This is a genomic window from Cohnella sp. GbtcB17, from assembly GCF_019091135.1.
Taxonomy (GTDB): Bacteria; Bacillota; Bacilli; order Paenibacillales; family Paenibacillaceae; genus Cohnella.
Window position 1 is genome coordinate 101,670 of sequence record NZ_JAGXJW010000004.1, and the last position, 22,580, is coordinate 124,249.

General features: G+C 51.1%; 15 protein-coding genes. 12 read left to right on the forward strand and 3 right to left on the reverse strand.

Features of this window, described 5'->3' with window-relative positions; all coding sequences use genetic code 11:
• Window position 1: 1 nt before the first annotated feature.
• Both KVT38_RS03010 and KVT38_RS03015 read right to left on the reverse strand, forming a co-directional pair.
• Window positions 2-1,591 carry a response regulator gene (locus KVT38_RS03010; protein WP_217592211.1) on the reverse strand — a complete coding sequence of 530 codons (1,590 nt, stop codon included), beginning with the start codon at window positions 1,589-1,591 and terminating at the stop codon, window positions 2-4.
• The gene (locus tag KVT38_RS03015) at window positions 1,569-3,398 is read right to left on the reverse strand and encodes a sensor histidine kinase (protein WP_217592212.1); all 1,830 of its coding nucleotides are present in this window, start codon (window positions 3,396-3,398) and stop codon (window positions 1,569-1,571) included. The genes KVT38_RS03010 and KVT38_RS03015 overlap by 23 nt, the downstream gene beginning before the upstream one ends.
• Window positions 3,399-3,542: 144 nt before the next feature.
• On the opposite strand from KVT38_RS03015, the gene KVT38_RS03020 reads away from it, so the two are divergent.
• The 11 genes from KVT38_RS03020 (at window position 3,543) to KVT38_RS03070 (ending at window position 19,341) form a co-directional block, all read left to right on the forward strand.
• A complete protein-coding gene (locus tag KVT38_RS03020) occupies window positions 3,543-4,496 on the forward strand; it encodes an ABC transporter permease subunit (protein ID WP_254638933.1) in 954 nt (317 codons plus the stop codon).
• 20 nt (window positions 4,497-4,516) lie between these two features.
• Entirely contained in the window at window positions 4,517-5,407 is an 891-nt protein-coding gene (locus KVT38_RS03025) for a carbohydrate ABC transporter permease (RefSeq protein WP_217592213.1), read from the forward strand.
• A gap of 77 nt (window positions 5,408-5,484) precedes the next feature.
• Window positions 5,485-7,233 (forward strand): type 2 periplasmic-binding domain-containing protein, encoded by a 1,749-nt coding sequence (locus KVT38_RS03030; protein ID WP_217592214.1) that lies wholly within the window; start codon window positions 5,485-5,487, stop codon window positions 7,231-7,233.
• Window positions 7,234-7,285: 52 nt separating this feature from the next.
• Window positions 7,286-9,010, forward strand: coding sequence for a hypothetical protein (locus KVT38_RS03035; protein WP_217592215.1), 1,725 nt, complete (start codon window positions 7,286-7,288; stop codon window positions 9,008-9,010).
• A 44-nt stretch (window positions 9,011-9,054) separates the two neighbouring features.
• A complete protein-coding gene (locus KVT38_RS03040; protein WP_217592216.1) occupies window positions 9,055-11,472 on the forward strand; it encodes an alpha-L-rhamnosidase-related protein in 2,418 nt (805 codons plus the stop codon).
• 92 nt (window positions 11,473-11,564) lie between these two features.
• Window positions 11,565-13,067 (forward strand): aminotransferase class III-fold pyridoxal phosphate-dependent enzyme, encoded by a 1,503-nt coding sequence (locus KVT38_RS03045; protein ID WP_254638934.1) that lies wholly within the window; start codon window positions 11,565-11,567, stop codon window positions 13,065-13,067.
• 54 nt (window positions 13,068-13,121) lie between these two features.
• The gene (gene ald, locus KVT38_RS03050; protein ID WP_217592218.1) at window positions 13,122-14,258 is read left to right on the forward strand and encodes an alanine dehydrogenase; all 1,137 of its coding nucleotides are present in this window, start codon (window positions 13,122-13,124) and stop codon (window positions 14,256-14,258) included.
• Window positions 14,259-14,274: 16 nt separating this feature from the next.
• Complete coding sequence (locus KVT38_RS03055) at window positions 14,275-15,720, forward strand: xylulokinase (RefSeq protein ID WP_217592219.1); 1,446 nt, start codon at window positions 14,275-14,277, stop codon at window positions 15,718-15,720.
• Window positions 15,717-16,784, forward strand: coding sequence for an amidohydrolase family protein (locus KVT38_RS03060; protein ID WP_217592220.1), 1,068 nt, complete (start codon window positions 15,717-15,719; stop codon window positions 16,782-16,784). The genes KVT38_RS03055 and KVT38_RS03060 overlap by 4 nt, the downstream gene beginning before the upstream one ends.
• A complete protein-coding gene (locus tag KVT38_RS03065; protein WP_217592221.1) occupies window positions 16,772-18,160 on the forward strand; it encodes an L-arabinose isomerase family protein in 1,389 nt (462 codons plus the stop codon). The genes KVT38_RS03060 and KVT38_RS03065 overlap by 13 nt, the downstream gene beginning before the upstream one ends.
• A gap of 32 nt (window positions 18,161-18,192) precedes the next feature.
• Window positions 18,193-19,341 (forward strand): Gfo/Idh/MocA family protein, encoded by a 1,149-nt coding sequence (locus KVT38_RS03070; RefSeq protein WP_217592222.1) that lies wholly within the window; start codon window positions 18,193-18,195, stop codon window positions 19,339-19,341.
• An 89-nt stretch (window positions 19,342-19,430) separates the two neighbouring features.
• Here KVT38_RS03070 and KVT38_RS03075 read toward each other — a convergent pair whose 3' ends face one another.
• Window positions 19,431-21,293 carry an ADP-ribosylglycohydrolase family protein gene (locus KVT38_RS03075; protein WP_217592223.1) on the reverse strand — a complete coding sequence of 621 codons (1,863 nt, stop codon included), beginning with the start codon at window positions 21,291-21,293 and terminating at the stop codon, window positions 19,431-19,433.
• Between the two features lie 116 nt (window positions 21,294-21,409).
• On the opposite strand from KVT38_RS03075, the gene KVT38_RS03080 reads away from it, so the two are divergent.
• Window positions 21,410-22,324 carry an AraC family transcriptional regulator gene (locus KVT38_RS03080; protein WP_217592224.1) on the forward strand — a complete coding sequence of 305 codons (915 nt, stop codon included), beginning with the start codon at window positions 21,410-21,412 and terminating at the stop codon, window positions 22,322-22,324.
• Window positions 22,325-22,580: the final 256 nt, after the last annotated feature.

A 22,580-nucleotide genomic window follows, 5' to 3' on the forward strand; every position in this document is an offset into this window, starting at 1 on the left:
CTTACTTAGAGCTTTCTGCATTTTCAAGACGATACTTGGTTGGGTAGACGCCAACTATTTTCTTGAAGAGCGTATTAAAGTAGGTTTGATTGACGTAACCCACATTCTCGGCGACCTCTTGCAAACTGAGTGACGTGCTGCTTAACAGCTTCTTGGACTCTTCTATTCTTCTCATATTGAGCAGATTGGAAAATGTATCTTTTCGATCGTTAATGATGAGTTGACCTAAATAGGCGGCATTCACATTGAAGGCGGCGGCGATCGTTTTCAGTGAAATATTGTCCTTGTAATGTTTCTCCAAATAAGCCAGCACGCGCTTTGTAATGGGGTTTAATCCGTCTTCTTCATGACGAATGATATAAAATGCTTTCAAGACGATGGACTTGAGCCAGTCCTTCATTTCATTGAGATTTTTAGCTTTAACCAGGGGGGTTAACCCGTCTTCCTTATCGCCGAGCAGCATGGATGCATTCATTTTGATTTGATTGAGAGCGCTTAGTATCCGGTACAAGATCTCTACGCAGATGGTTTGCACATTTTGCGGGGTTATGCCTTCGGTCTGGCCTATGATTTGGAACGCTTCCTCCAACCATGCGATAGCTTTATTCTCATCTTGCAAGGCGACGCTGCTTTGAAACGAGTCGAAGTCGATATGAATGCTGATGTCGTTCATCATGGGGCGCTGTTCGACCTGCTCGTAGCTTGCAATTGAATCTGCCGGCATAATCATGCGATATTCCATTAATTGATTTGCATTGGAATAGCTCTTGCTTACCTCATAGTAGTCTGTTTCGCGGCTCCCAATCGTGGCGAATACGCTGCACTTCAGGAATTTGCCGCATGCGGCGATACACCTGGCGACCAGCCCATGCAAGACAACCTCGTCGCATTCCTCATGCTGGCCGTGAAATAGGACGGCTACATAGCCATTGGCATCCGTAAGTGTTATAACCCCGGAATGCGTGGCGCTCAGCAGCTCGTTGCATATATTTTCAAAGGCGTAGTTCGTCAATTCCCGGAAAGTGTAATCGTGCTGATCTTCAAATAAAATCTTGAAGAGACAGACAACATAAAATGGACTCATTAAATCAATCTGAAGCAGCTCGGCACGTTCGGTCAGATTAATTCGACTGATGGCGCCGGTCATCCAGCGATTCAGAATATTGTTTCTCAATATCATGGCCGAGCTTCTTAATTCAGATTGCAGGTTGAGTTCTTGTTCGATTTTGTGATTGATTTCGAACAGGGTAGAGGCGAGTTCATCCTGAACGACCGGTTTCAGCAAGTAGTTTTCGATTCCTAATTTTGAAGCTTCCTTCACATAATTAAAATCGTCATAACCGCTTAAAACAATGATCTTGATTGTGCTTTTCCGATGTCTGAGCTGTCTGATGAGCGCCAAGCCATCCATTTCCGGCATATGGATATCCGTGATCAGAATCGAAATGCCGCCCTGCTCAATCATTCTTAGCGCATCCTGGCCGTTGCTGGCCTGTCCGGCAATTTCGATCCCGTAATCCTCCCACTTTACGATCTCCATTAATCCCTTCAAAATCCGCGGTTCATCGTCAACCAAAATCGCCCTGTACATGTTCGGACATCTCCTCTAAAGTCTTAGCTGGCATTCTAATTACGATAGCAGTACCTTCACCGTGAGGAGCTGTCAGCTGCAGGCCATACTGAGGCCCGAATGAGAGCTGGATGCGATGATGAACGTTCGCAATGCCAATGCTGGCTCTTGGTTGAAGCGGCATTACGTTAAGCTGCGCTCGAATGCGCGCTAGAAGATTGGGATCTATTCCGCATCCGTTATCGGTAATTTCAATCAGGATGTCACCGTCCAAGTAGCTTCCGCGCAACGTAATTTGACTTGGAGCCGTGTCTTCGCCACGGATGCCATGAAGCACACAATTCTCAACGATAGGTTGAAGGAGGTGCTTGGGAATACAGTAACCATTAATCGTCGGATCGATATGAAAATCGACGGTGAGCCGATCTTCGTACCTGATGCTGTGCAGCTCCAAATATAAACCGCAATAATGAATTTCATCCCGGATCGGAACGAACATACCCTCCTTGACGCTTCTTCTAAAGAGCTGTGCCAAAATTTCGATCATGCGGCTTACCCGATCCACATTATTGGACAAAGCTTCCATCCTGATGATTTCGAGCGTGTTATACAAGAAATGCGGGTCTACTTGCGTTTGTAATGCGACCAGTTCAGCTTCCTTCTGCTTCAGCTCCGAGAGATAAACCTTATTAATATAGTTCACGATCTGAGCGCACATTTGATTAAAGTTTTCGGCGATTGTTCCGATTTCGTCGGTCATTTTACCGATGGGTATCCGGTAAGTGAAATCGCCTGTCCGGACTTTACGAATGGCTTTATTGATGGAATGAATGCGATTGGAGAAGAAGCGGACGCTGATCATGCCAACCGCAATGGCAATGAGTGCGCTAAAGGTGGCGATTGCGATGACAGTTTGTTTGGTCGTCTGGTTTTTGGCCATGACCTCGGCGTAAGGCATGATGCCAACGACGTAATAACCAAGATCTTCGCTGATAGTGGTCATCACCATGCTTCGCCGATCGAGCGTAGCCTCCTGCTTTCCGTTCTGTATCTCGTCGAAATAGGGATAACGGGAGCCATAATACCGGCCTGTCGTATCGCATATGACTTGTCCGTCAGCCGTAAGAACCAGAATATCGATCGGATATCCCGAGCCCAGCTGCTCCTTGAAGTAAGCAGTCAAACGATCCGTATTGAAATTGACAGATAGAATGGCAATGCTCTTGTTGTAGGTCGTCTCCCCCAGCAAATTGGCGGAAATGGTGAATATGCGCTTTTTATTATTCATGTTATAGGACTGCAGATAGGTGGGCGTAAGCTTGAGTCCGCGGAACTTGTCATTCATCTCCGCATATAATCCGGCATTCGCGTTTAAATATTCACCGTTGCTTAAGGTGTAGTCGTTGGAGTGGACGTACAAATTGCCGCCATTCTTCTTATAAATAACGACATCCATCATATCCCTATCCTGGAAGGATGAAGCGTTGAGGAAATATTTAATCAGGTCGGCTTTTGACAAATCATCGCTTGTATAGGAAGCAATATCCTGAGATAAAAACGCCATCATGTCCCTGCTCTGATAAGGATTCAAGTACAGCTGTTGGACGAGCTGCTTCATTGTAATTTCTTTCTGGCCGAAATAACTGCTAATTCGCTGCACGGCTTGCTTGGCGCTGTCTGCCGCGTCCTGCTTGGCGGAATGTTCAATACTGCTTATGATCGTAACGCCAAGGAAACAAATGGTGACGGAAATAATCATCGTATACGCCAAAAGAAGCCGATTAAAGAACTTCTGCTTAAATAATCGACTGTACACAGCCTTCAGCATGACAAGCACTCCATTTCGCGAAGGAAACCATAATTATCGAAAAAACCTATAGTTTTGTGTATCGATTCAATAAACCCCCGGAATTATGATGAATACAGAAAAGCGCTCTCAAAGCACCCTCATCATAAACTGGAGGAATTTACATTGTCAAACTTGGAAAACGGGCACGCGGTATACCGATCATTCGTCACCAAAGAACGCAGCAAGCTGCCTTCTGGTCGGTTGACGTTAATTGCGATGGCCATTCCATGTGTAATTGCATTGATTCTATTCTGTTATTTGCCGCTGCTGGGATGGTCGATTGCATTCTTCCATTACAAACCTGGCTTGAACTTGTTTAAGTCAGGATTTGCCGGCCTGGATTACTTTAGAATGGCGCTGGATGATCGTGAACTGCTGCCGGTATTGCGGAATACACTCGCGATGAGCTTCCTTGGGTTGCTGGTGTCGCCAATGTCCGTCATTTTTGCAATCTTTCTGCTGGAGCTAAGAAGCAAGAAGCTGCAAAAGTTTATCCAGACCACGACAACGCTGCCCAATTTCATTAGCTGGGTATTGGTGTACGCAATTTGCTATTTTATGCTCTCGTCGGGAGACGGCATGCTTAACAAGCTGCTTCTCAGCCTGAATCTGATCGGGCAGCCGTTAAATCCGCTTGCCGATCCTGATATGGTGTGGGTGCTGCAAACGGCGATCACGGCATGGAAGAGTCTTGGATTTTCGGCGGTTGTATATATTGCCGCCATAGTTGGAATCGACCAGGAACAATATGATGCCGCATCGGTCGACGGCGCCGGAAGGTGGTCTAGAATATGGAACATTACCCTTCCGGGGCTGATGCCGACCTTCATCACGCTATTGCTGCTAAGCATCGGGTCATTGCTCGGCAACGGCTTCGAACAGTACTACCTGTTCAACAACGGTCTCGTGCAGAGCCATATTCAGGTACTCGATCTTTATGTTTATCGAATCGGTATCTCTCAGAACAATTTCCCGATGTCGACGGCGATCGGCATGGCTAAAACATTGGTTAGCATCTTGTTGCTGATGACGGCGAACCAGATTTCGAAAAAGCTTCGCGATCAATCGATTTTCTAGAATAGGAGACCAATAGGCCGATGAGCATACGGAAAGACTTGCTGTTTCAAGTAACATGCGCAGCGATTTATCTTGCTTTTGCGGTGATGTGCATTTATCCGTTTTACTACCTCATTCTCGTGTCAATCAGCAGCGCGGATGCGGTGTCGAGAGGTGAAGTGCTGCTATATCCGATCGGGCTGCACTGGAACAATTTCGCACAAGTGCTTCAGATAAAAGGGATATTGACTGCTTTCGGGATTTCTGTGGCGCGAACCGTGATCGGAACCGTGATCATGCTGTTCTTTTCTACGATGCTTGCTTATTTGTGCACGAAAAAGGAATTGCCTGGACGAAAGTGGTTATATCGAGCGACGGTGTTTACAATGTTTTTCCAGGCAGGGCTTATCCCTTGGTTCATCAGTATGAAGATGCTGGGACTGCAAAACAATTTTTTGCTATATGTACTGCCCGGGATGATCTCGCCTTTTGCCGTTATTTTGATCAAGACCTATATAGAGTCCATTCCGCCCTCGCTTGAGGAATCGGCCGTTGTGGACGGCGCGGGGCATTTTAAAATACTTACGAGAATTATTGCTCCCGTATCCGTTCCGATTATTGCGGCGGTAGCCGTATTTAATGCAGTCGGGCAGTGGAACTCATGGCAGGACAATTTCTTTCTTGTCAGCAATCCTCATTTACAGACGCTGCAGCTCATTCTCAAAAACTTTCTTAGCCAAGCCGAAATGCTGGCGAATATGTTGAGGGATGGCAACAAGGATCTTAGCTCGATTAGCAGAAATCAACAGCTTGATCCATTTGCAGTGAAAACGACGATTACCGTTGTAACCGTTCTCCCGATTCTCCTTGTGTATCCCTTCCTGCAAAGATATTTTGTCAAGGGCATCATGCTTGGCGCTGTGAAAGGTTAATAACGCTGTTTGTTAGCCTGTCCTTACCGGCAGGATTAATAAAACCATAAACGATATACAGGAGGAGTCATGCGCAAATGAAAAAGAGTGTGAAAAAGGCAGCCGGCAGTCTGCTGGCACTAAGCCTAGTTCTAGGTCTGGCTGCATGCTCGGGAGGAAAGGAAAAACCGTCAGCGCAAGCGAGCGAAAGCAGTGGAGAAAACGGAAGCAATAACGACGCTTCCAAAGAGCCGGTAACGCTTACTTTTTGGAGCGCAATTATGGGCCAGAATTCACCATCTGGCATCCAGGAAGATCCTGTGGCGAAGCAAATCGAAAAAGAACTTGGAATCAAGATTGACATGGAAACCAAGCCATCGGATGAAAAGCTGGCGGCGCTGCTAGCTACCAATGATCTCAAAGACATCATGGTGATCGATAAGAAATTTGTCCCTCAAATCAAGGACATGGTTCTTGATCTCGAGCCGCTGATCGAGAAATACGGGCCGGACATCAAGAAAAACGTACCGGAGGAAGTGCTGAAAGCGGATCGAAAACTGGCAGACGGCACGCAAAAGTTTATCAGCGGATTAATCATGGAAGAAGCCGCGACGCCTGAACCGCTTTGGGCGGGGGTAAGCCTGCGGTGGGACTACTATAAGGAATTAGGATATCCGCCAATTAATACGACCGACGATTATTTGAATGTCGTCGCCGAAATGCTCAAGAAGCATCCGGTCAATGAGGATGGAAAAAAATATTATGGATTCTCGACCTGGTATGACTGGGGTTATAACTACAATACTCATATCTGGGGCCCCTATCGTCAGGGAGGCACGAATCAGTACGGCGGATCCGCCAACGTTATGCAAATGGATGTCACTACGTTCGAAACGGCCAATATTTATACCAAAGAAGATTCCGGGTTCTGGGAGGACGTACAATTCTGGAATAAAGCAAACCGAATGGGACTGCTCGATCCGGACAGCTTCACGCAAAAGTACGATCAGGCTACACAAAAATACAATAGCGGCCAGGTATTGGCGAGCTATATCGCATGGATGATCGGAGGCAGCAATGCCTACTTGCAGAGTAAAAACATTTACGACAAGGGCTGGTTCAGTCCGATTCCGATGCCATCCAAGGGCTACAATTATTTCAATAAGAAATATGGTCAAAACAATCAGGTATTTGCCATTTCCAAAAAGGCAAAGCATCCTGAACGGGCGATGGAATTGATCAACTGGCTCTATTCCGTGCATGGAGCGATGACAGTATCGAACGGTATCGAAGGTATCGACTGGGTGATGGAAGACGGCAAATACAAATACACCGAAACCCATGAGAAAAACAAATTGGATCCGGATGCCATTAATAAGTATGGCTATAACAAATTCCTGAACAATTTGGGATTGAATAAAGACGGGATGATTCCCGGCACGAAGGATCCGGTCGATATTTCCTTAGGAAGAGAGTACCGGAAGGCCGAGTACCAGAAACCGGAGAATGCGCTAACCAAAGAAGTGCTCGATTATTATAAGGCTGAGCTGCCTAGCGATATTTTGCCTCCCGGTCAGTCCTATAATCGGTCGGATGCCTTCGATCTGGCCGGGTTTATACCAGCTAGCGAGCCAGACGATATCAAGCTGATCGCCGATAAAATCAACAACTACCTGAATCAGGCGATCCCGAAGATCATATTGACCAAGGATGACGCCTCCTTTGCTGCCGGAAAAGCCAAGATGATTCAGGATCTCAAGGACATGGGAGAAGAAAAAGTATTTGCCTATTGGGATGAAGCTGTCAAAGCCGGCGTTGCGGAGTGGAAGGCGACAAAAGGGAAGTAATCACTTCAGGTTTGAATGGAGTAAAGGCTTTTCACAATGAGGAGGGCTTGTATTGAAATCAACCATCAAACGCTATGGTATTTCATTTATGCTTTTCGCTTCTCTTTTGCCGATTCATTCCTATGCTTCTGCTTATTCGCCTCCGATCGCTCCTTTTCCGATCGGCATCCACTGGCCACCGCCGCCATCGCAGACCAGCAATGCCGCCTATAAGGATATCAAGGATATGAATGCCAACTTCATAGTCGGCGGGAACGGGCTCGATACGTTCGCGAAAAACGATGCAGCTCTTGCCAGCGCTGCAGCCAATGGGCTAAAGGTGCTTGTTCAAGACTTGCGTACATCGCCACCGAGCGTCTTCGCGAACGGCAACAAACCAACCGATTCGGAAATCGACGATGTCGTCCAGCATTACAAGACAAATTCCGCTCTGCAGGGCTACGTGTTGGTAGATGAACCGCCGGCTACCTCAATGCCGGGTCTGGGCTATGCGATGGAGCGGATGCGTCAACAGGATCCGGCTCATATGACATTCGTGAATCTGTACCCAAACACGGCAGAGCCGGCTGGAGCCAATCTTGGCTTGTATGACTTTACGGGCGAACTCGTCAGCTCATCCCACCGGGTTGGCCAGACCTTCAAGACGAAGCCGGGGCAAACTACCATCTCTACCATTCAAATGTGGATAGATCGCAGCAGTTGGTCAATCGGTGAGGAATTGACGCTCAAGCTGTGGGATTCACCCGCCAAGGCAACGCTAATTGCCCAGAACACGCTGACTGGCGCTACCACAAACTCACCGCGATTCGCTCTTAACGCCACAGTAACAGGGAATACGAGCTATTACATGGAACTGACCCATAACGGCGTTGGAGATAATTCAATTGGATGGGTCGTTCACTCCAAGAGCGGAATCAATTGGTTTCGCGATGGGGAAGCCTACGTGAACGGAACGGCAATCGATGCCGACTTTTGGTATACCGTGAACCAGAATGTAAAAGAAGGCTCTTATGAGGATTATGTTTACCGCTGGGTAAGCCAACGTCCGGATGTGCTTGCCTTTGATCATTATCCGTTTCTGCAGAGCGGGTTCTCCGACCTTTACTATGAAAACCTGGAGATCATTCGCAGACAAAGCCAGATTGGCGGAATCGACTTCTGGTCCTATATCCAAGCGGTAGGCTATACGCCTGCGAATATCAAAGCGCCTACGCAAAATGAGATGCGCTATCAGATTTACACCAATCTGGCCTATGGGGCGAAAGGAATTATCTATTTTACGTATATGACGCCAGGCAGCTACGGCGAAACGGGTTTTCATGATGGGTTGGTTGCCTTGGATGGAACGAAGAATGCCTCTTACAATTGGGCCGCCAATCTGAATGCAGAGGTACTCAAACTGGGGCCGACGCTCATGAAGCTGAAGTCGAACGCAGTGTATCATACCGGATCATTACCGAACGCTACGCAAGCGCTGCCTGACGATATGTTCTGGCAAGTGACAGATGCCAGTAAACCGACGATTGTCAGTACGTTTACAGGCGACAACGGTGTGAAATACGTCATGGTCGTCAATCGGGATACAAGCAATGCCCGCACCTTGACCTTCTCGCTGCCGTTTAAACCCGGGTCCGTAAAGGAAGTATCCAAATCGACCGGCGCAGAAGTCTCGACGAACTACAATCCGTCAACGGGCATTCTGTCTTCCAGCTTTGCGCCGGGCGAGGGCAGACTGTACGCCATTCATTCCGATTGTATTTGTCCGAATCGGCCTTAGATGCAAGGTAGTCGCTAATGGATTAGAGTTGACCGGAGGATGGAATGAGCACTCATCAACAATGGCAAGCAAGCTGGATCTGGCATGATCATTCGCCGATTGCGATTAAAGAAGGAGAGCATGAGAAGGTCTACTTTCGGAGGAAGTTTCAGGTTCCGGACGTGTCTCCTGTCAAACTTGTAATCCATGTATCGGCTGACAGCCGCTATCGATTGTATGTGAACGGCAAATCGGTGGCGGTCGGGCCATGCAAAGGCGACAGGCATACCCATTATTATGAAACTGTCGATGCGACGAAGTTTTTGGTGAAGGGCACGAACCTGTTGTCCGTCATGGTGCTTCACTTCACGACATCGGAGCCGTTCAAGGTAGGAGCGGGCGGACCGACTTCGATATGGAGAGCCAATACGGGTGCGTTCTTCTTTGAGGGAGTTCTGGAGAATCAGGTCGATCGTACGACTGCCAGAATGGTTAGCGATGAGGAGTGGCTTTGTCTAAAAGACGAGTCATTGTCCTTCTATCCGGGGCGGAAGGTGTCGTATGTCGGGGGCGTTGAACGGGTGGATGGTTCGTTGATTCCACATGGCTGGCTAGAGGCCGGGTATGATGATAGCCACTGGAAACCGGCCGTAATCGTCTCCGACGCTTATGATCCGACTTACGGTCAGCTTACGCCCTGGCCTCTTACCCCAAGGCCGATTCCGATGCTGTTCGAAGAGGAACGGACATTTCGGGCAATCGTGTGGCAGGAGGGCGAGGGAGAAGGAGAAACCGCGGTTTTTTTGGCGCAAAATAGACAAATCGATGATGGGAGTGAAGGCTACAAGCTGATGCCGGGTCAAGCCATGATGCTGGAGCTCGATGCCGGCGAGCTGACGACAGGATACTTGCAGGTTGCCTTCTCGGGCGGGAGGGGCGGTACGGCTCGAATCTTGCCATCGGAGTGCTATGAGGACGAGCCGGAGTCAGGGGGAGAACGCAATAAGGGGATTCGCGACGACAGCTCGAAGCGTATCCTGTTTGGAGAAGAGGATATCTATCGAGTGGCAGGAACCGGGAATGTAGCGGAACATAAATTGGAGATCTATGAACCGTTCTGGTTTCGTACGTTCCGCTTTGTCCGTCTGCGGTTCGAAGCCGGTGACGTACCGCTGGTCGTACACCGGCTTCATTACCGCGAGACAGGATATCCGCTTGAAGTGAAGGCGAGATTTCAATGCTCGGACGAATCGCTCCAACCGCTGTGGGAGATCAGTATTAACACGCTAAGACGCTGTATGCACGAGACGTATGAGGACTGTCCCTATTATGAGCAATTGCAGTACGCCATGGATACTTTTTTGCAAATCGTATTTACGTATCATTTAAGTGCAGACGATAGGCTTGCCCGCAAGGCGATTTTTGATTTTCACAGTTCCCAATTGCCTAACGGCATGCTCCAAAGCCGTTACCCGTCCGTTTTACCCCAGATCATACCCGGATTTTCGCTTTATTGGATCATGATGGTATACGACCACTATAGGTACTACGGGGACAAGCAGCTGGTCCGTTCTTACTTGGCGACGATGGATGCGCTTCTGGACTGGTTTGCTTGCCGGTTGGACCACTTGGGATTAGTAGGCGCCATGCCGCCCATGTACTGGTCTTTCGTGGATTGGGTCGAGCAATGGCATGATCATGCCGGAGTGCCGCCCGCAAGCCAACAAGGGCCGTTGACGGTTTACAGTCTTATGTACGCTGCTGCCTTGCAATATGCGGCTACGCTCAATGAATCCGCAGGTCGTGTTTCCACCGCCGAAGAGTACACCAGCAGGGCGGAAGCAGTAAAAGAAGCTGTACGCTTGCATTGCTGGTCGGCCGAGAGACAGCTATTCCGCGACGGGCCTGCGACGGAAGATTACAGCGAGCATGTACAAATCTGGAGCGTAATCTCCGGGACGGTTAAGGAGCAGCAAGCCCGTGCGCTTATCGTTACTATGCTGCAAGACGACGCTCTTGCGAAAGTATCGTATGCCATGTCCTACTTTTGGTTTCGGGCATTATCGATGGCAGGACTTTATGAGCGCGCATTTGAGAAATGGGAGACTTGGCGACGGCTTGTGCGGCTGAATTTGACAACTTGGGTGGAGGACCCGATATCGCAGCGCAGCGATTGTCATGCCTGGGGAGCTGTCCCGCTTTATGAATTCACTGCCGAGATCTTGGGCGTGAAGCCCTCCGCTCCCGGTTTTCAACGAATCCGTGTCGCTCCGCAACCCGGCTATTTGAAATGGGCAAAGGGCGAAGTCGCGACGCCTCACGGCAACGTAAAGGTGGAATGGCAAATGGACCATTCGGATACGTTCATTTTGGCAGTAGACGGACCTCCGCGTATTCCCGTGGAAATCGTTCTGCCGAATGGCGAAAAGATGGAACTTCCAGAAGCCACGTCCTTTAAGACGATCGTAAAGCTATCGAAATAAAGACGGACATTCGAAGAAACTAACTTTAAAAGCGAGATGATCGTATGAATTCCGTGAAGCGTTCGTTACTTCAATTACTTGGCGAAAAGTATATGGAATCTGTCGTAACGGGCGGCGTCCTATTGTCCGAGCTGCCTGAAGCGGAGTTAGAGCATATAGCGAACGAAGAAATCGATTTTTTGCCTGAATCGTTCGTGGACAAGATGGACGGCCTGCTGGAGAAGGTGGGTACCCAAGTTGCGCCCGCTATGGAAAACGAAATGCAAGGCGCGCCGACGAATGCATTCCGCCTGGCTTCCAATTTGCAGGCAAGCCCGCTCGGCGGCTTGGGGTACTTGCGTCTGGGCGAGGACGGCAGGCTGTATCTCGCCGCCAAAAGCGAGCACTATCATACGCCGTACGGTCATAACTTTCCGGGATACCGACTGATCGACAACGCAAGGAAACTCGGCATTACGAACGCGACGCACAATAATACGCGAGGCTTCATAACGCGATTGCTGGAGAGAGAGCTCGTTCGTACGGTGAATGGTTTGACTCGAGAGGAATCCGAGCCGCTGGAAGAAGTGTTGGATTCTCGGCAGCCTCACGTGTTGAATCGCGTCATCAATCTGGAAACGGGCACGCTGGCTTGCGAAGCCGCTATGAAGATGATGCTCTCCCGGTTCTACAAGCTCGAAGATACTTTTCCCGAACCTCGTTATAAAGGCCGGATTCCAGTGTTTTTCGTCATGGCCGATTACGACGGCGGCACAAAGGCGAATTATCATGGCACGACCGTCCTCGCTCAAACCTTACGCGGCATGTGGCCTGAGATGTACGGGAAGATGAGAGAGGCAGGCATTTTCGAGTCATGCCCGATCCGTATTAACGACATTGAAGACTTTAAGGCCAAATTCGAGAAGTACAATAAACCTCCTTATAAGGTTGCGGGCTTCCTGCACGAGATCGTGCTGATGAATTACGGCGGTATACGCCTTGCGCAGTCGTTCTTGGAAAAGGCCTATGAGCTTTGTCACCGCAACGATACGCCGGTCATGTGCGATGAAATTCAATCCTGCATGTGGTATCCGGGCATGTATTTGTTCCGGGCGTACGGACTGAACCCGGACTTCGTCGTAATCGGCAAAGGCTTTCCGGGCGGGCAATATCCGGCATCGCGAATCATTACGACGGCCGAGATGGATACGCTCAATCAATTCGGCGCGCTCGTCACGAACGGACAGCAAGAATTGGCGTCGCTCGCCTATCTCATCACGATGAAATTTGCCGAAGAGAATGGCCCTTACATTCAGGAGATGGGCCGTTATTATGAAGAGCGGTTGGCGGCTCTAGCGGAAACCCATCCTTCCTTTATAGCGGCCATAGAGGGCAAGGGACATCTCTCGACGCTCTTTTTCCGAGAGGCGGACCAGGTCAAGGCTTTTACGGAATCGCTCGGCCGGCAATGCATCGATATAAGCGCGCAAACCTACAAAGCCAAATGCCCGCCGGCAGCGTTGACCAAACCGCCGATTATCGCGACGAAGCGGATGATCGACTTTCTCGTCGCCAAGATGGACGAGACGTTAATAAATCTGTCGGCAGCCGATTAATCCGGCGTAGAGATCCGGCTTGTCTAGCAAATTTACGGAAACCAGGTGAAGGCCATGATCATTGGACTCGTTAAGGAAATCAAAAACAACGAAAATCGCGTGGCGCTTACCCCCGGCGGCGTCAAACAGCTCGTCGGACAGGGGCATGCGGTACTTGTGGAAGAAGCGGCGGGCGCAGGCAGCGGGTTCGACGACGGGCAATACGCGCAAGCCGGTGCAGTCCTTTGCGCCGACAAGAAAGCATTGTTCGATCAAACGGACCTTATCGTCAAAGTGAAAGAGCCTGTTGCCGAGGAGTACGATTACTTCAGGCAGGAGCAAGCGTTGTTCGCCTACCTGCATCTGTCCGCAGACAAGTTGTTGACCCAGACGATGCTGAATCGCGAAGTGTCAAGTATCGCCTTCGAAACCGTTCAGCTTCCGAACGGTCAGCTTCCGCTGCTCGCGCCAATGAGCGAAGTCGCAGGCAGAATGTCGGTACAAATCGGGGCGTCGTTGCTGCAAAAATACAACGGCGGCATGGGAATTCTGCTTGGGGGCGTGCCGGGCGTCCATTCAGCCGAGGTCGTCATTATAGGCGGCGGCGTTGTCGGCACGAATGCGGCCAAGATGGCCGTCGGCCTAGGCGCGAAGGTGACCGTGCTGGACATTAACAAGAGCAGGCTGATGTACCTGGACGATATTTTTGGCGGGAGAGTCGCGACTTTGATCTGCAATGAGTACAACACCGCTTATGCGGTAGAGCGAGCAGATCTGTTGATCGGTTCCGTGCTTGTTCCCGGCGCCAAAGCGCCTAAAATCGTAACGGAGTCTATGGTGCGGACGATGAAGAAAGGCTCGGTCATCGTGGACGTAGCCATCGACCAGGGAGGCTCGATCGAGACGATCGACCGCGTGACGACGCATGACAATCCTTATTATGTAAAACACGGCGTTATTCACTACTCCGTAGCGAACATGCCTGGCGCGGTTCCGCGGACGTCCACTTTCGCCCTGGAGGCGGCCATGCTTCCCTATTTGATGAAGCTGGCGAATAGAGGCATTAGCCGGGCGTTGCTGGAAGACGCCGACTTGCGGCTTGGCCTGAACACCTATAAAGGCGAAGTGACTTGCGAACCGGTAGCCGCAAGTCTTGGTTATCGCTATGCCGATCCCGCACAGATTTTGGCCGCGAGCCGTACCGCAGGTTAAGGGACGGATGGGCAAGATGACATCTTCCTATTTGATCGGTTTGGATTTGGGCACCTCCGCCGTCAAAGGCATACTGCTCTCCTCTGACGGCAACGTGGTCGCTCGAGAAAAGGAAGCTGTTCAGGTTCAGCTTTATGAAGATGGAAGAGCCGAATTCGACGCGCAGACGTTCTATCTGCTTATCGCCGATGTGATCAAGCGGCTGAGGTCGGCCATGCCGGAAACCGGCAGGGTCGCGGGCCTCGCATTCGCGTCGGCGAGCGGCAATACCGTGCTGCTGGGCAAAGACGGAGCGCCTCTTCAGCCCGTCATCAGCTGGCTCGATAACCGGCCCGTTTCGTCCGAAATGACAGCTGCGCTCGGCAACGCAGATCAGACAGCACGCTACGACTTGATCGGGTGGCCGCCAATGGATACGTTTCCGCTGGCTCATCTTTCGTGGCTGAAAGTACATGAGGAGGAGCTGTTCCGCCTCGCCGACAAAATCGGCATGAGCACGGAATACGTCGTTTACCGCCTGACCGGGGAGTGGGCGATCGATCCCTCGACCGCGACCCCCTTTTTTTTGCAGGACCAAAAAGCCGGAAAATGGGACAGTTCGCTTTTGAACCAGTTGAACATCTCCGAAGCCCAATTGCCTCAAATCGCGGCATCGGGCACGATTATCGGCTATACAACGGCAGACGTCTGCGTCGATACCGACCTTCCTGCAGGAACGCCGGTCGTTGCCGGCGCCTTCGACCATCCTTCCGCCGCTCGGGGAGCGGGCGTTCTGGAAGAGGGGGAGCTTTTGTTGTCATGCGGCACATCATGGGTCGGGTTCACGCCTATCAGAAACCGGTTAGACGCGCTGAATCAGAACATGCTCATCGATCCTTTTCTGCAGCCGGACGGACCTTGGGGAGCGATGTTCTCGCTTCCGGCAATCGCCACGGGCATCGAGCAATGGTTGACCCGGTATATCAGCGACAAGCCCGATCGTTATGACATCTTCAATGAGCTTGCGATATCTGCGCCACCCGGCGCTAACGGAATTTTGATCCATCCGATGCGCAGGACCGAGTTGGAGCTGGCAGACCGGCCGAGCCAAGCGGATATGGCGAGGGCGATTATGGAAGGGACCGTTTATTTGCTGAAAACAAGCTTGGACAAGCTGGAAGCGAACGGGAAGCGATTCACTTCCGTCTTCATGGTGGGAGGGCCTACGGAATCAATCGTCTGGCCGCAGATCGTTTCCGACGTGCTGGGCAAGGAAGTCCGCATCGTCAACGGTTCATGCGCCGGAGCGGCGGGGGCTGCGATCATGGCCGGTATCGGAACGGGTCTGTTTGCCGATGAGAGGGACGCGATAGAGCAGGCCGCATTTCCGGCACATGTACATACCCCGAGTCCACAAGCACACGCCATTCATCTGAGGCAATACGACCGATTTTTGCAACTTTTCGGGGAGGCGGTCCAGTGAGCCTGATCGAGATTAAGCAAGTAGACCGACTTTATTACGAGAATCGATTGCGCGCATTTTTGCCTGACAACATTATTGACGTTCACACGCATGTGTGGCTGGACGAATTTCGTCGGCCGGACGAAGGAGCTCCGGTAAGAGCCGTTGCATGGCCGTGGCTGGTTGCCAAGCATAATCCAATTGAAGACTTGTTCGAAGCCTATCGACTGATGCTTCCCGGCAAAACGGTTACGCCGCTCATCTTCGCCCAGGTCGGTCTGGATTTTGATATTGAAGCGAACAACGCTTACGTCCGGAATTGTGCCGCCGCGCATGATTTGCCCTCATTTCTCGTGACCAAACCGGGCATGAGCGCGACCGACTTCGAGGAAGGGATCGAGAAGGGCGGCTTCCTGGGCTGCAAGGTGTACTTGAATTTTGCCGCACCGTATATTCCGGAGAAAGAAATCCGAATTTACGATTTTTTGCCGCCGCACCAGCTGGAAGTTCTCAACCGGCGCGGTTGGGGGGCGATGTTGCATATCCCGCGCGACGGAAGGTTAAAAGACCCGGTCAATCTCGCGCAAATGCTGGAGATCGAGCGAAAATATCCGGCAGTCAAGCTGATTATCGCCCATGTCGGCAGAGCGTACTGCCCCGAGGATGTCGGAAACGCCTTCGAAGTGTTGGCGGAAACGAGAAACATGCGCTTCGACATCAGTGCCAATACGAACGAGGACGTGTTTCGCCAGTTGATTCGGGCTGTCGGCCCGAAGCGAATATTGTTTGGGAGCGATATGCCGATTTTGCGCATGCGGATGAGAAGAACATGCAAGGACGGTAAATACGTCAATCTGGTGCCCAAAGGACTGTACGGCGACGTGTCCGGCGATAAAAACATGCGCGAGCTGGACGGGGAGGAAGCGGACGAGCTGTCGTTTTTCCTGTACGAGGAGATCAATGCCTTTCGAATCGCCTCCGAGGCGGAACGCTTGTCCAAAGCGGACATCGAAGCCGTATTTCACGACAACGCCTGCGCCATGATCGGTTCAATCAAGGAGGGGAACAGGGGGTGGAAAATCTGAAAATCGGGCTATTGCCGTTATACGTCAAGCTGTACGACGACTATTGGCCGGAAATTCGCGAGCGAGCGGATGCTTTTCCACTTCTCATCGCCGAGCAATTCCGGCGCCGGAACGTCGAAGTAATTACCGTCTCCCCCTGCTCGGTGCAAGCCGAGTTCGAAGCTGCGGTGCGCCATTTCGAGGCGGCTAACGTCGACGCCATCGTCACCTTGCATTTGGCCTATTCGCCGTCGCTGGAGTCCGCAGACTTGTTGGCGTCGACGTCGCTTCCGCTCGTGGTGCTGGATACGACGCCGACGTTCGATTACAGTCCCGGGCAGGACCCGTCCGAGCTGATGTACAATCACGGCATCCACGGCGTGCAGGATCTGTGCAATGTGTTGCTGCGCCGCGGAAAGGACTTCCAAATCGAAGCCGGTCATTGGCAGGAGTCGGACGTAATCGATCGCGTGAGGGACTGCGCGAAGGCCTCAAAAATGGCCAAGGCGATGAAACAGGCTAAAGTCGGGAGACTCGGAAGAGCGTTCGAAGGTATGGGCGATTTCCGCGTGCCGGGCGAAACGCTGCGCACCGAGATCGGAGTCGAGACCTTGGAATTCGACTTCAAGAGCGTGCCATTCATCGAGGACATCGACAATTCGCGGATTCGGGAAGAAATGCAAACAGATCGGACGCGGTTCCGAGCCGACAAGCTGGACGAAGACGTTCATCGGCAAACGACGGAAGCTTCGCTTAAAGTGCGCGATTGGATTCAGCAGCAGGGCTTGACGGCATTTACAATGAATTTTCTCGACATTACGAAATCAACCGGCTTGCCTTGCATGCCATTCCTCGAAGCGTGCAAAGCGATGGAAAGAGGCATCGGGTATGCAGGCGAAGGCGACGTGCTGACTGCCGCTCTTACCGGAGCGCTGCTGTCCGTTTACCCGGACGCGTCTTTCGCCGAGATGTTCTGCCCGGATTGGAAGCATAACCGCATCTTCCTGAGCCACATGGGAGAAATGAATCTGCGGGTCGCGGACGAGAAACCGCTGTTGCAGGAGAAGCCGTTCCCGTTCACGGACGCCGGTCCTGCGGCAGTCGCCTGTGGCCGATTCCGCGGAGGCGATGCGGTATATGTGTGCCTGTCGCCGGGCAAGAACGATCGTTTTTCGTTAATCGTTTCCCCGATCAAGATGCTGGAGGTTGTGGAGTCCGATCGCATGGAGGAAACGGTTCGGGGCTGGTTTAAGCCGCCGATCCCGGTCGCCGACTACTTGTCCGCGTTCAGCAGGCAAGGAGGCATTCATCACGGCGTCATCGTGTACGGCAACGAATGCGAGACGATAGCACGGTTTGGCGAGATCATGGGCTGGCGCGTCGTGCGGATTGGATGAATACAATCAGCGAAGGGGGCAGATGAGAGATCATGCTTAAAGTGGGAATCGTAGGCGCAAGAGGGCTGAGCGCACTCAAGGGCTTTCAAGGCATTGAAGGCACGGAGGTTGTCGCGCTATGCGATCTGGACGGAGATTATTTAGAGCTGAAGGCGAAGGAACATGGCGTTCCCCGAACCTACCGCATCTATGAAGATATGCTGGAATCGGATATCGACGCGGTAATCGTGTCGACGCCGATGCAGCTCCATGTGCCGCAGTCGATCGCCGCGCTGCAAGCCGGCAAGCACGTGCTCTGCGAAGTAACGGCCGCCGTGGCGATGGACGAATTGTGGTGGCTGAAGGAAACCGTCGAAGCATCGGGCAAGGTTTATATGATGGCGGAAAACTATTGCTACATCCCGCAAAATCAGCAAATTTTCCAGATGGTCCAACAAGGGCTGTTCGGAGAGGTCTACTTTGGCGAAGGCGACTACTCGCACGACATTCGCAACCTGGCTTTTCAAGCGAACCGCGTAGAACAGCAAGCGCATATCGGCAAGCCGACCTGGCGCAACTATTGGCAGCTTGGCAAGCGGGGCAACTTTTACCCGACGCACAGTCTCGGGCCGATCATGCAATGGTTTCAGGGCGATCGTATTCGCTCCGTCTCGACATTCGGAGCCGGCTGGCATACGGACAATCGCTTTCGTCAAGAAGATACCTCGATTACGATCTGTCAGATGGCAAGCGGCAAGCTCATCAAGCTGCGACTCGACTGCATTTCCAAGCGGCCGCACAATATGACCTATTATACGCTGCAAGGAACCAAAGGCTGTTACGAAGCCCCGCGCGGACTTGGCGATACGCACAAAATCTGGATCGAAGCGGATGGCGGCTCAGCCGAAGATCCGCAGTGGCGTCCGCTAAGCGACTTTGACGACTATTTGCCGGAACGATACAAGAAGGCGACCGAAGAACAACGTTCGGCCGGTCATTGGGGCGGCGATTATTTTATCGTCGAAGATTTCGTCAATGCCGTAAGAGGGGTCAAAAAACCAGCTATCGACGTCTACGATGCCTGCGAGTGGACGGCGGTCGCCCTTCTGTCGGAGCTGTCGGCGATGAACGGCGGCAGAGCCATGGACATGCCTGACTTCCGCAACGCATCTACGGTCGCGGAGCAGGTTATTAAGTTGTAAAAAATGAGCGATAGCTCGCGGACAAAGCGGGCTGGGATCACGAAAAATTGTGATTCCAGCCCGCTTCAATAATCATTATTATTTGTGCTTTATTCAGCTAGAACAGACGGTGCATATGCATCGAAATAGATTTCGGTTAAGTAAAAAAACTCGCCGATCTTAGATAAGTTTTCTGCAAGGATCGGCAGTATGAAAAGCTCGAGTGGCTTCTCGTCTTTCATGATCTCGATCCGGATATCATGGGTGCCGGCAGCCAAGCGTAGTTCGTGCATCTTGCTTCTCGGCGAACGGTGATAAGCAGGCATAAACTCCGTTTCTTGATCGTCTTCGAATAAAATCGTTCCGTTCAGCCACACTTTAACCGGATTAGCCGTTCCTGCTATCAGCCGAATGGCTTGTTCGGATGGATTTACAAGCTTGGAAACCGCGGTATATTTTCCAGGCATCGCTGTATTCAAGGCGTTGCTAAAGTCAATTCGATCGCCGGCGAAGTCGACCGTTTGCATAACCGATTCATTCGGGCCGGATATTTGCCATCGGGACGCGGCCAGAAGCGTGAATTGAACGGTTTCTTTTGACCATTGGGCATTATCATGAGTTCGGTGGATGATTAGCGCGATCTCGTTCGTTACGGAAATGACTTCGGGTGCATGGATCGTGTCCGTCCAAGTCAGGACGCCGCCGGGTGCAAGGGTAAAGGGGCGAGCACCTGAGCCGCTCCAGCGATCAGGAAGCTGCCAATCGAGATTCCCGTTCCATGCCTCTCGGGAGTGGTTAACTAAAGTCAGTGAAAGTTGTTTTGTCCCGCCGCGTCCGATAGAAGGGCCATCCATGCCGTAATCGATTGTCAGTTCTAAGCCTAATCGGGTAGTCCGTGTGCCTTGGGGGAGCAAGTAACGATTGGCAGTAAAGGGAGTATACCATAGGTCTGTCACCGTTTTCGGTACTTCCAGGATTTCTACTTCAGCCCCCCAGGTGGCCAATACTTCGCGTCCGGCCCGCATCGTGCGGTGGGTCAGCTCATCCAAAGTAGCCGGAGCGGGAAAGCCTTTAATTTGCGGGCTGACGACGATTCGGTCGCCAACTGGACTAACCCATCTTTCTGGCAGAAGCTCCGGTCCGAGAATCATGCCTAGAATTGCACCAAGCGTAGCCGCGGTACAGTCCGTATCGTAGCCGCAATTGACTGCTTTCAGTATACAGTCCTCGAAATCGGTACCATACAGCCAGCCAAGAATCGTAAAAGCGATATTTTGCGGAGCGTCCGTAAAGTTGGAGCTCCCATGATGCTCAAGAATCAGGCGGCGCGCTTCCAACCAATCCTTACCCTCCTTGTGCCAGCGGAGCAAATCGTGAATGGCTTTTGCGGTCCGACACGTTGAAGGGATATGCTGCAGACCGATATGGATTAATCGGTCCCTGTCCGTTTCGATAAAGATAGCGCTTTCGATAGCGGCGAAAAACATTTCCCCGTATACGCCTTCACCGCCTGCATGGTCGACGATTGCATCCTGATAGGCATAATAGGCGGCCACATGAGGAGCGCCGGGAGCCACCATTGCCCATATTTCCGAGCGTATGGGCGAGCCCATGCAATCAGTAAACGGATTGTTGAACCACCCTGCCACGGGAGCTGTTAGTCCTCTTCGCAAATTCGTTAAGGCATAGCCGTATTCGTCGAACGGGAAAAATACGTGTTCCACCCATTCCTGTCCGAGCTCGATCGCTGTTAATCGCGCTCCGTATTGCTCTAAGGCATGAAGCCAAACGAGCTGCAAATCTAAATCGTCGTTTTCCAGCGGTCCATCGGGCAATTTGGGATAGAACGTTAAATGGAGCAACTCCTTGGAACCTTCCACCGGCGCTCCGAGCGTTCCTCCTATATTTTTACCAAGCCAGCCTCCATACACCCGGCGATAGTAGTCCTGTTCATCGATGGTCTTGCTAGCCATGATTCAAACTCCTTTTGAGCGCTATTTTTTTGTTATACTGATCTTAGCAGTGAGCGAGTTGCTAAATCCATGTACAGCTTTAAGATTAGGACCGTCTCAAAAATGGGAGGTAAGGCATGGAATATTTTTCGCTACCTCGGACTTCCTCACTCGATGTTAGATGGGTTGGTGTATTTGAAACGAATAGCGGCTTAGTGGGGCGCAACCATTATAACCCGCATTATGAATTGATCGTGGCAGCGGAAGGGCCTGTATACCTGCAAGTGGGGGAGCGCCGCCTGGTGTTGAAATCAGGAGAAACCTTACTGTTAAAGCCCTGGGAGCAGCATTCCATTCTGCAGCAAACAGATTCGGGCAGGTTTTTCTGGGTGCAGTTTACGTCCAATCCGCCCCTGCTTGAGCTCGATGGCTCGAAGAATGCGAGAGAAGACCTTAATATTGTCCATGTTCTGCCCAATGAATTGCGAACTTCATCTCACCCAGACGTCGATGGACTGCTCATTCCAAGACAATTTCAGTTGTCGAACCGCTACCGGCTAATGACCGAGTTCGAAAGGCTGATAAAAGAATCCAATGAGCCGGAAGGGTATTTTCGCTACCGGATGTCGCTTATCCTGGCCGGGATCTTGGAGCATATGGCCGACGAATGGCTTCACTCCAATCGTGAATTCCAAATTCCTGGATCATTTCTTACTTTTCGAAAAATCGTCAACTATCTGGACGAGACCTATGCGCAAAATGTCAGTAAGGAAGCGATGGAGCGCAGCCTCGAACGCAAATACGAGTATATCTGCCAGGTGTTCAAGAAGTACGCGGGCATCACGATCGTAACGTATATCCAGCAGCTTCGAATTCAGCGGGCTAAATATTTGCTCGCGAACAGAGCTGCCAGCCTGCAAGAAATTTCCGCAGAAGTCGGGTTTGAGGACCCGTTCTACTTTAGCCGCGTATTCAAAAAGGTCGAAGGAATGTCACCTTCGGTTTACAGAGAGCGGACAGAGAAAGCTTCGCAATCATACAAAGAGCCCTGAATGATCTTGATGATCGTCCAGGGCTCTTTCAAAAGTACTGATAAAAAACTGTTGACAAAATTAAAAGTAGTCAATTATGATTCAACTTAAATTCCGTAACAGGAATGATAAACGAAAATCGAAAAGGAGGAGACTGGAGTCGAAGTATGAAAATCAACCCATCTGAGGAGAATGTGGCCGAATTTAGCTCAAAATGAAAGCGATTACATTTCCGTTTGATGGAATGTGGTCTATTTGTTGCGCTCATTTTTAGAAA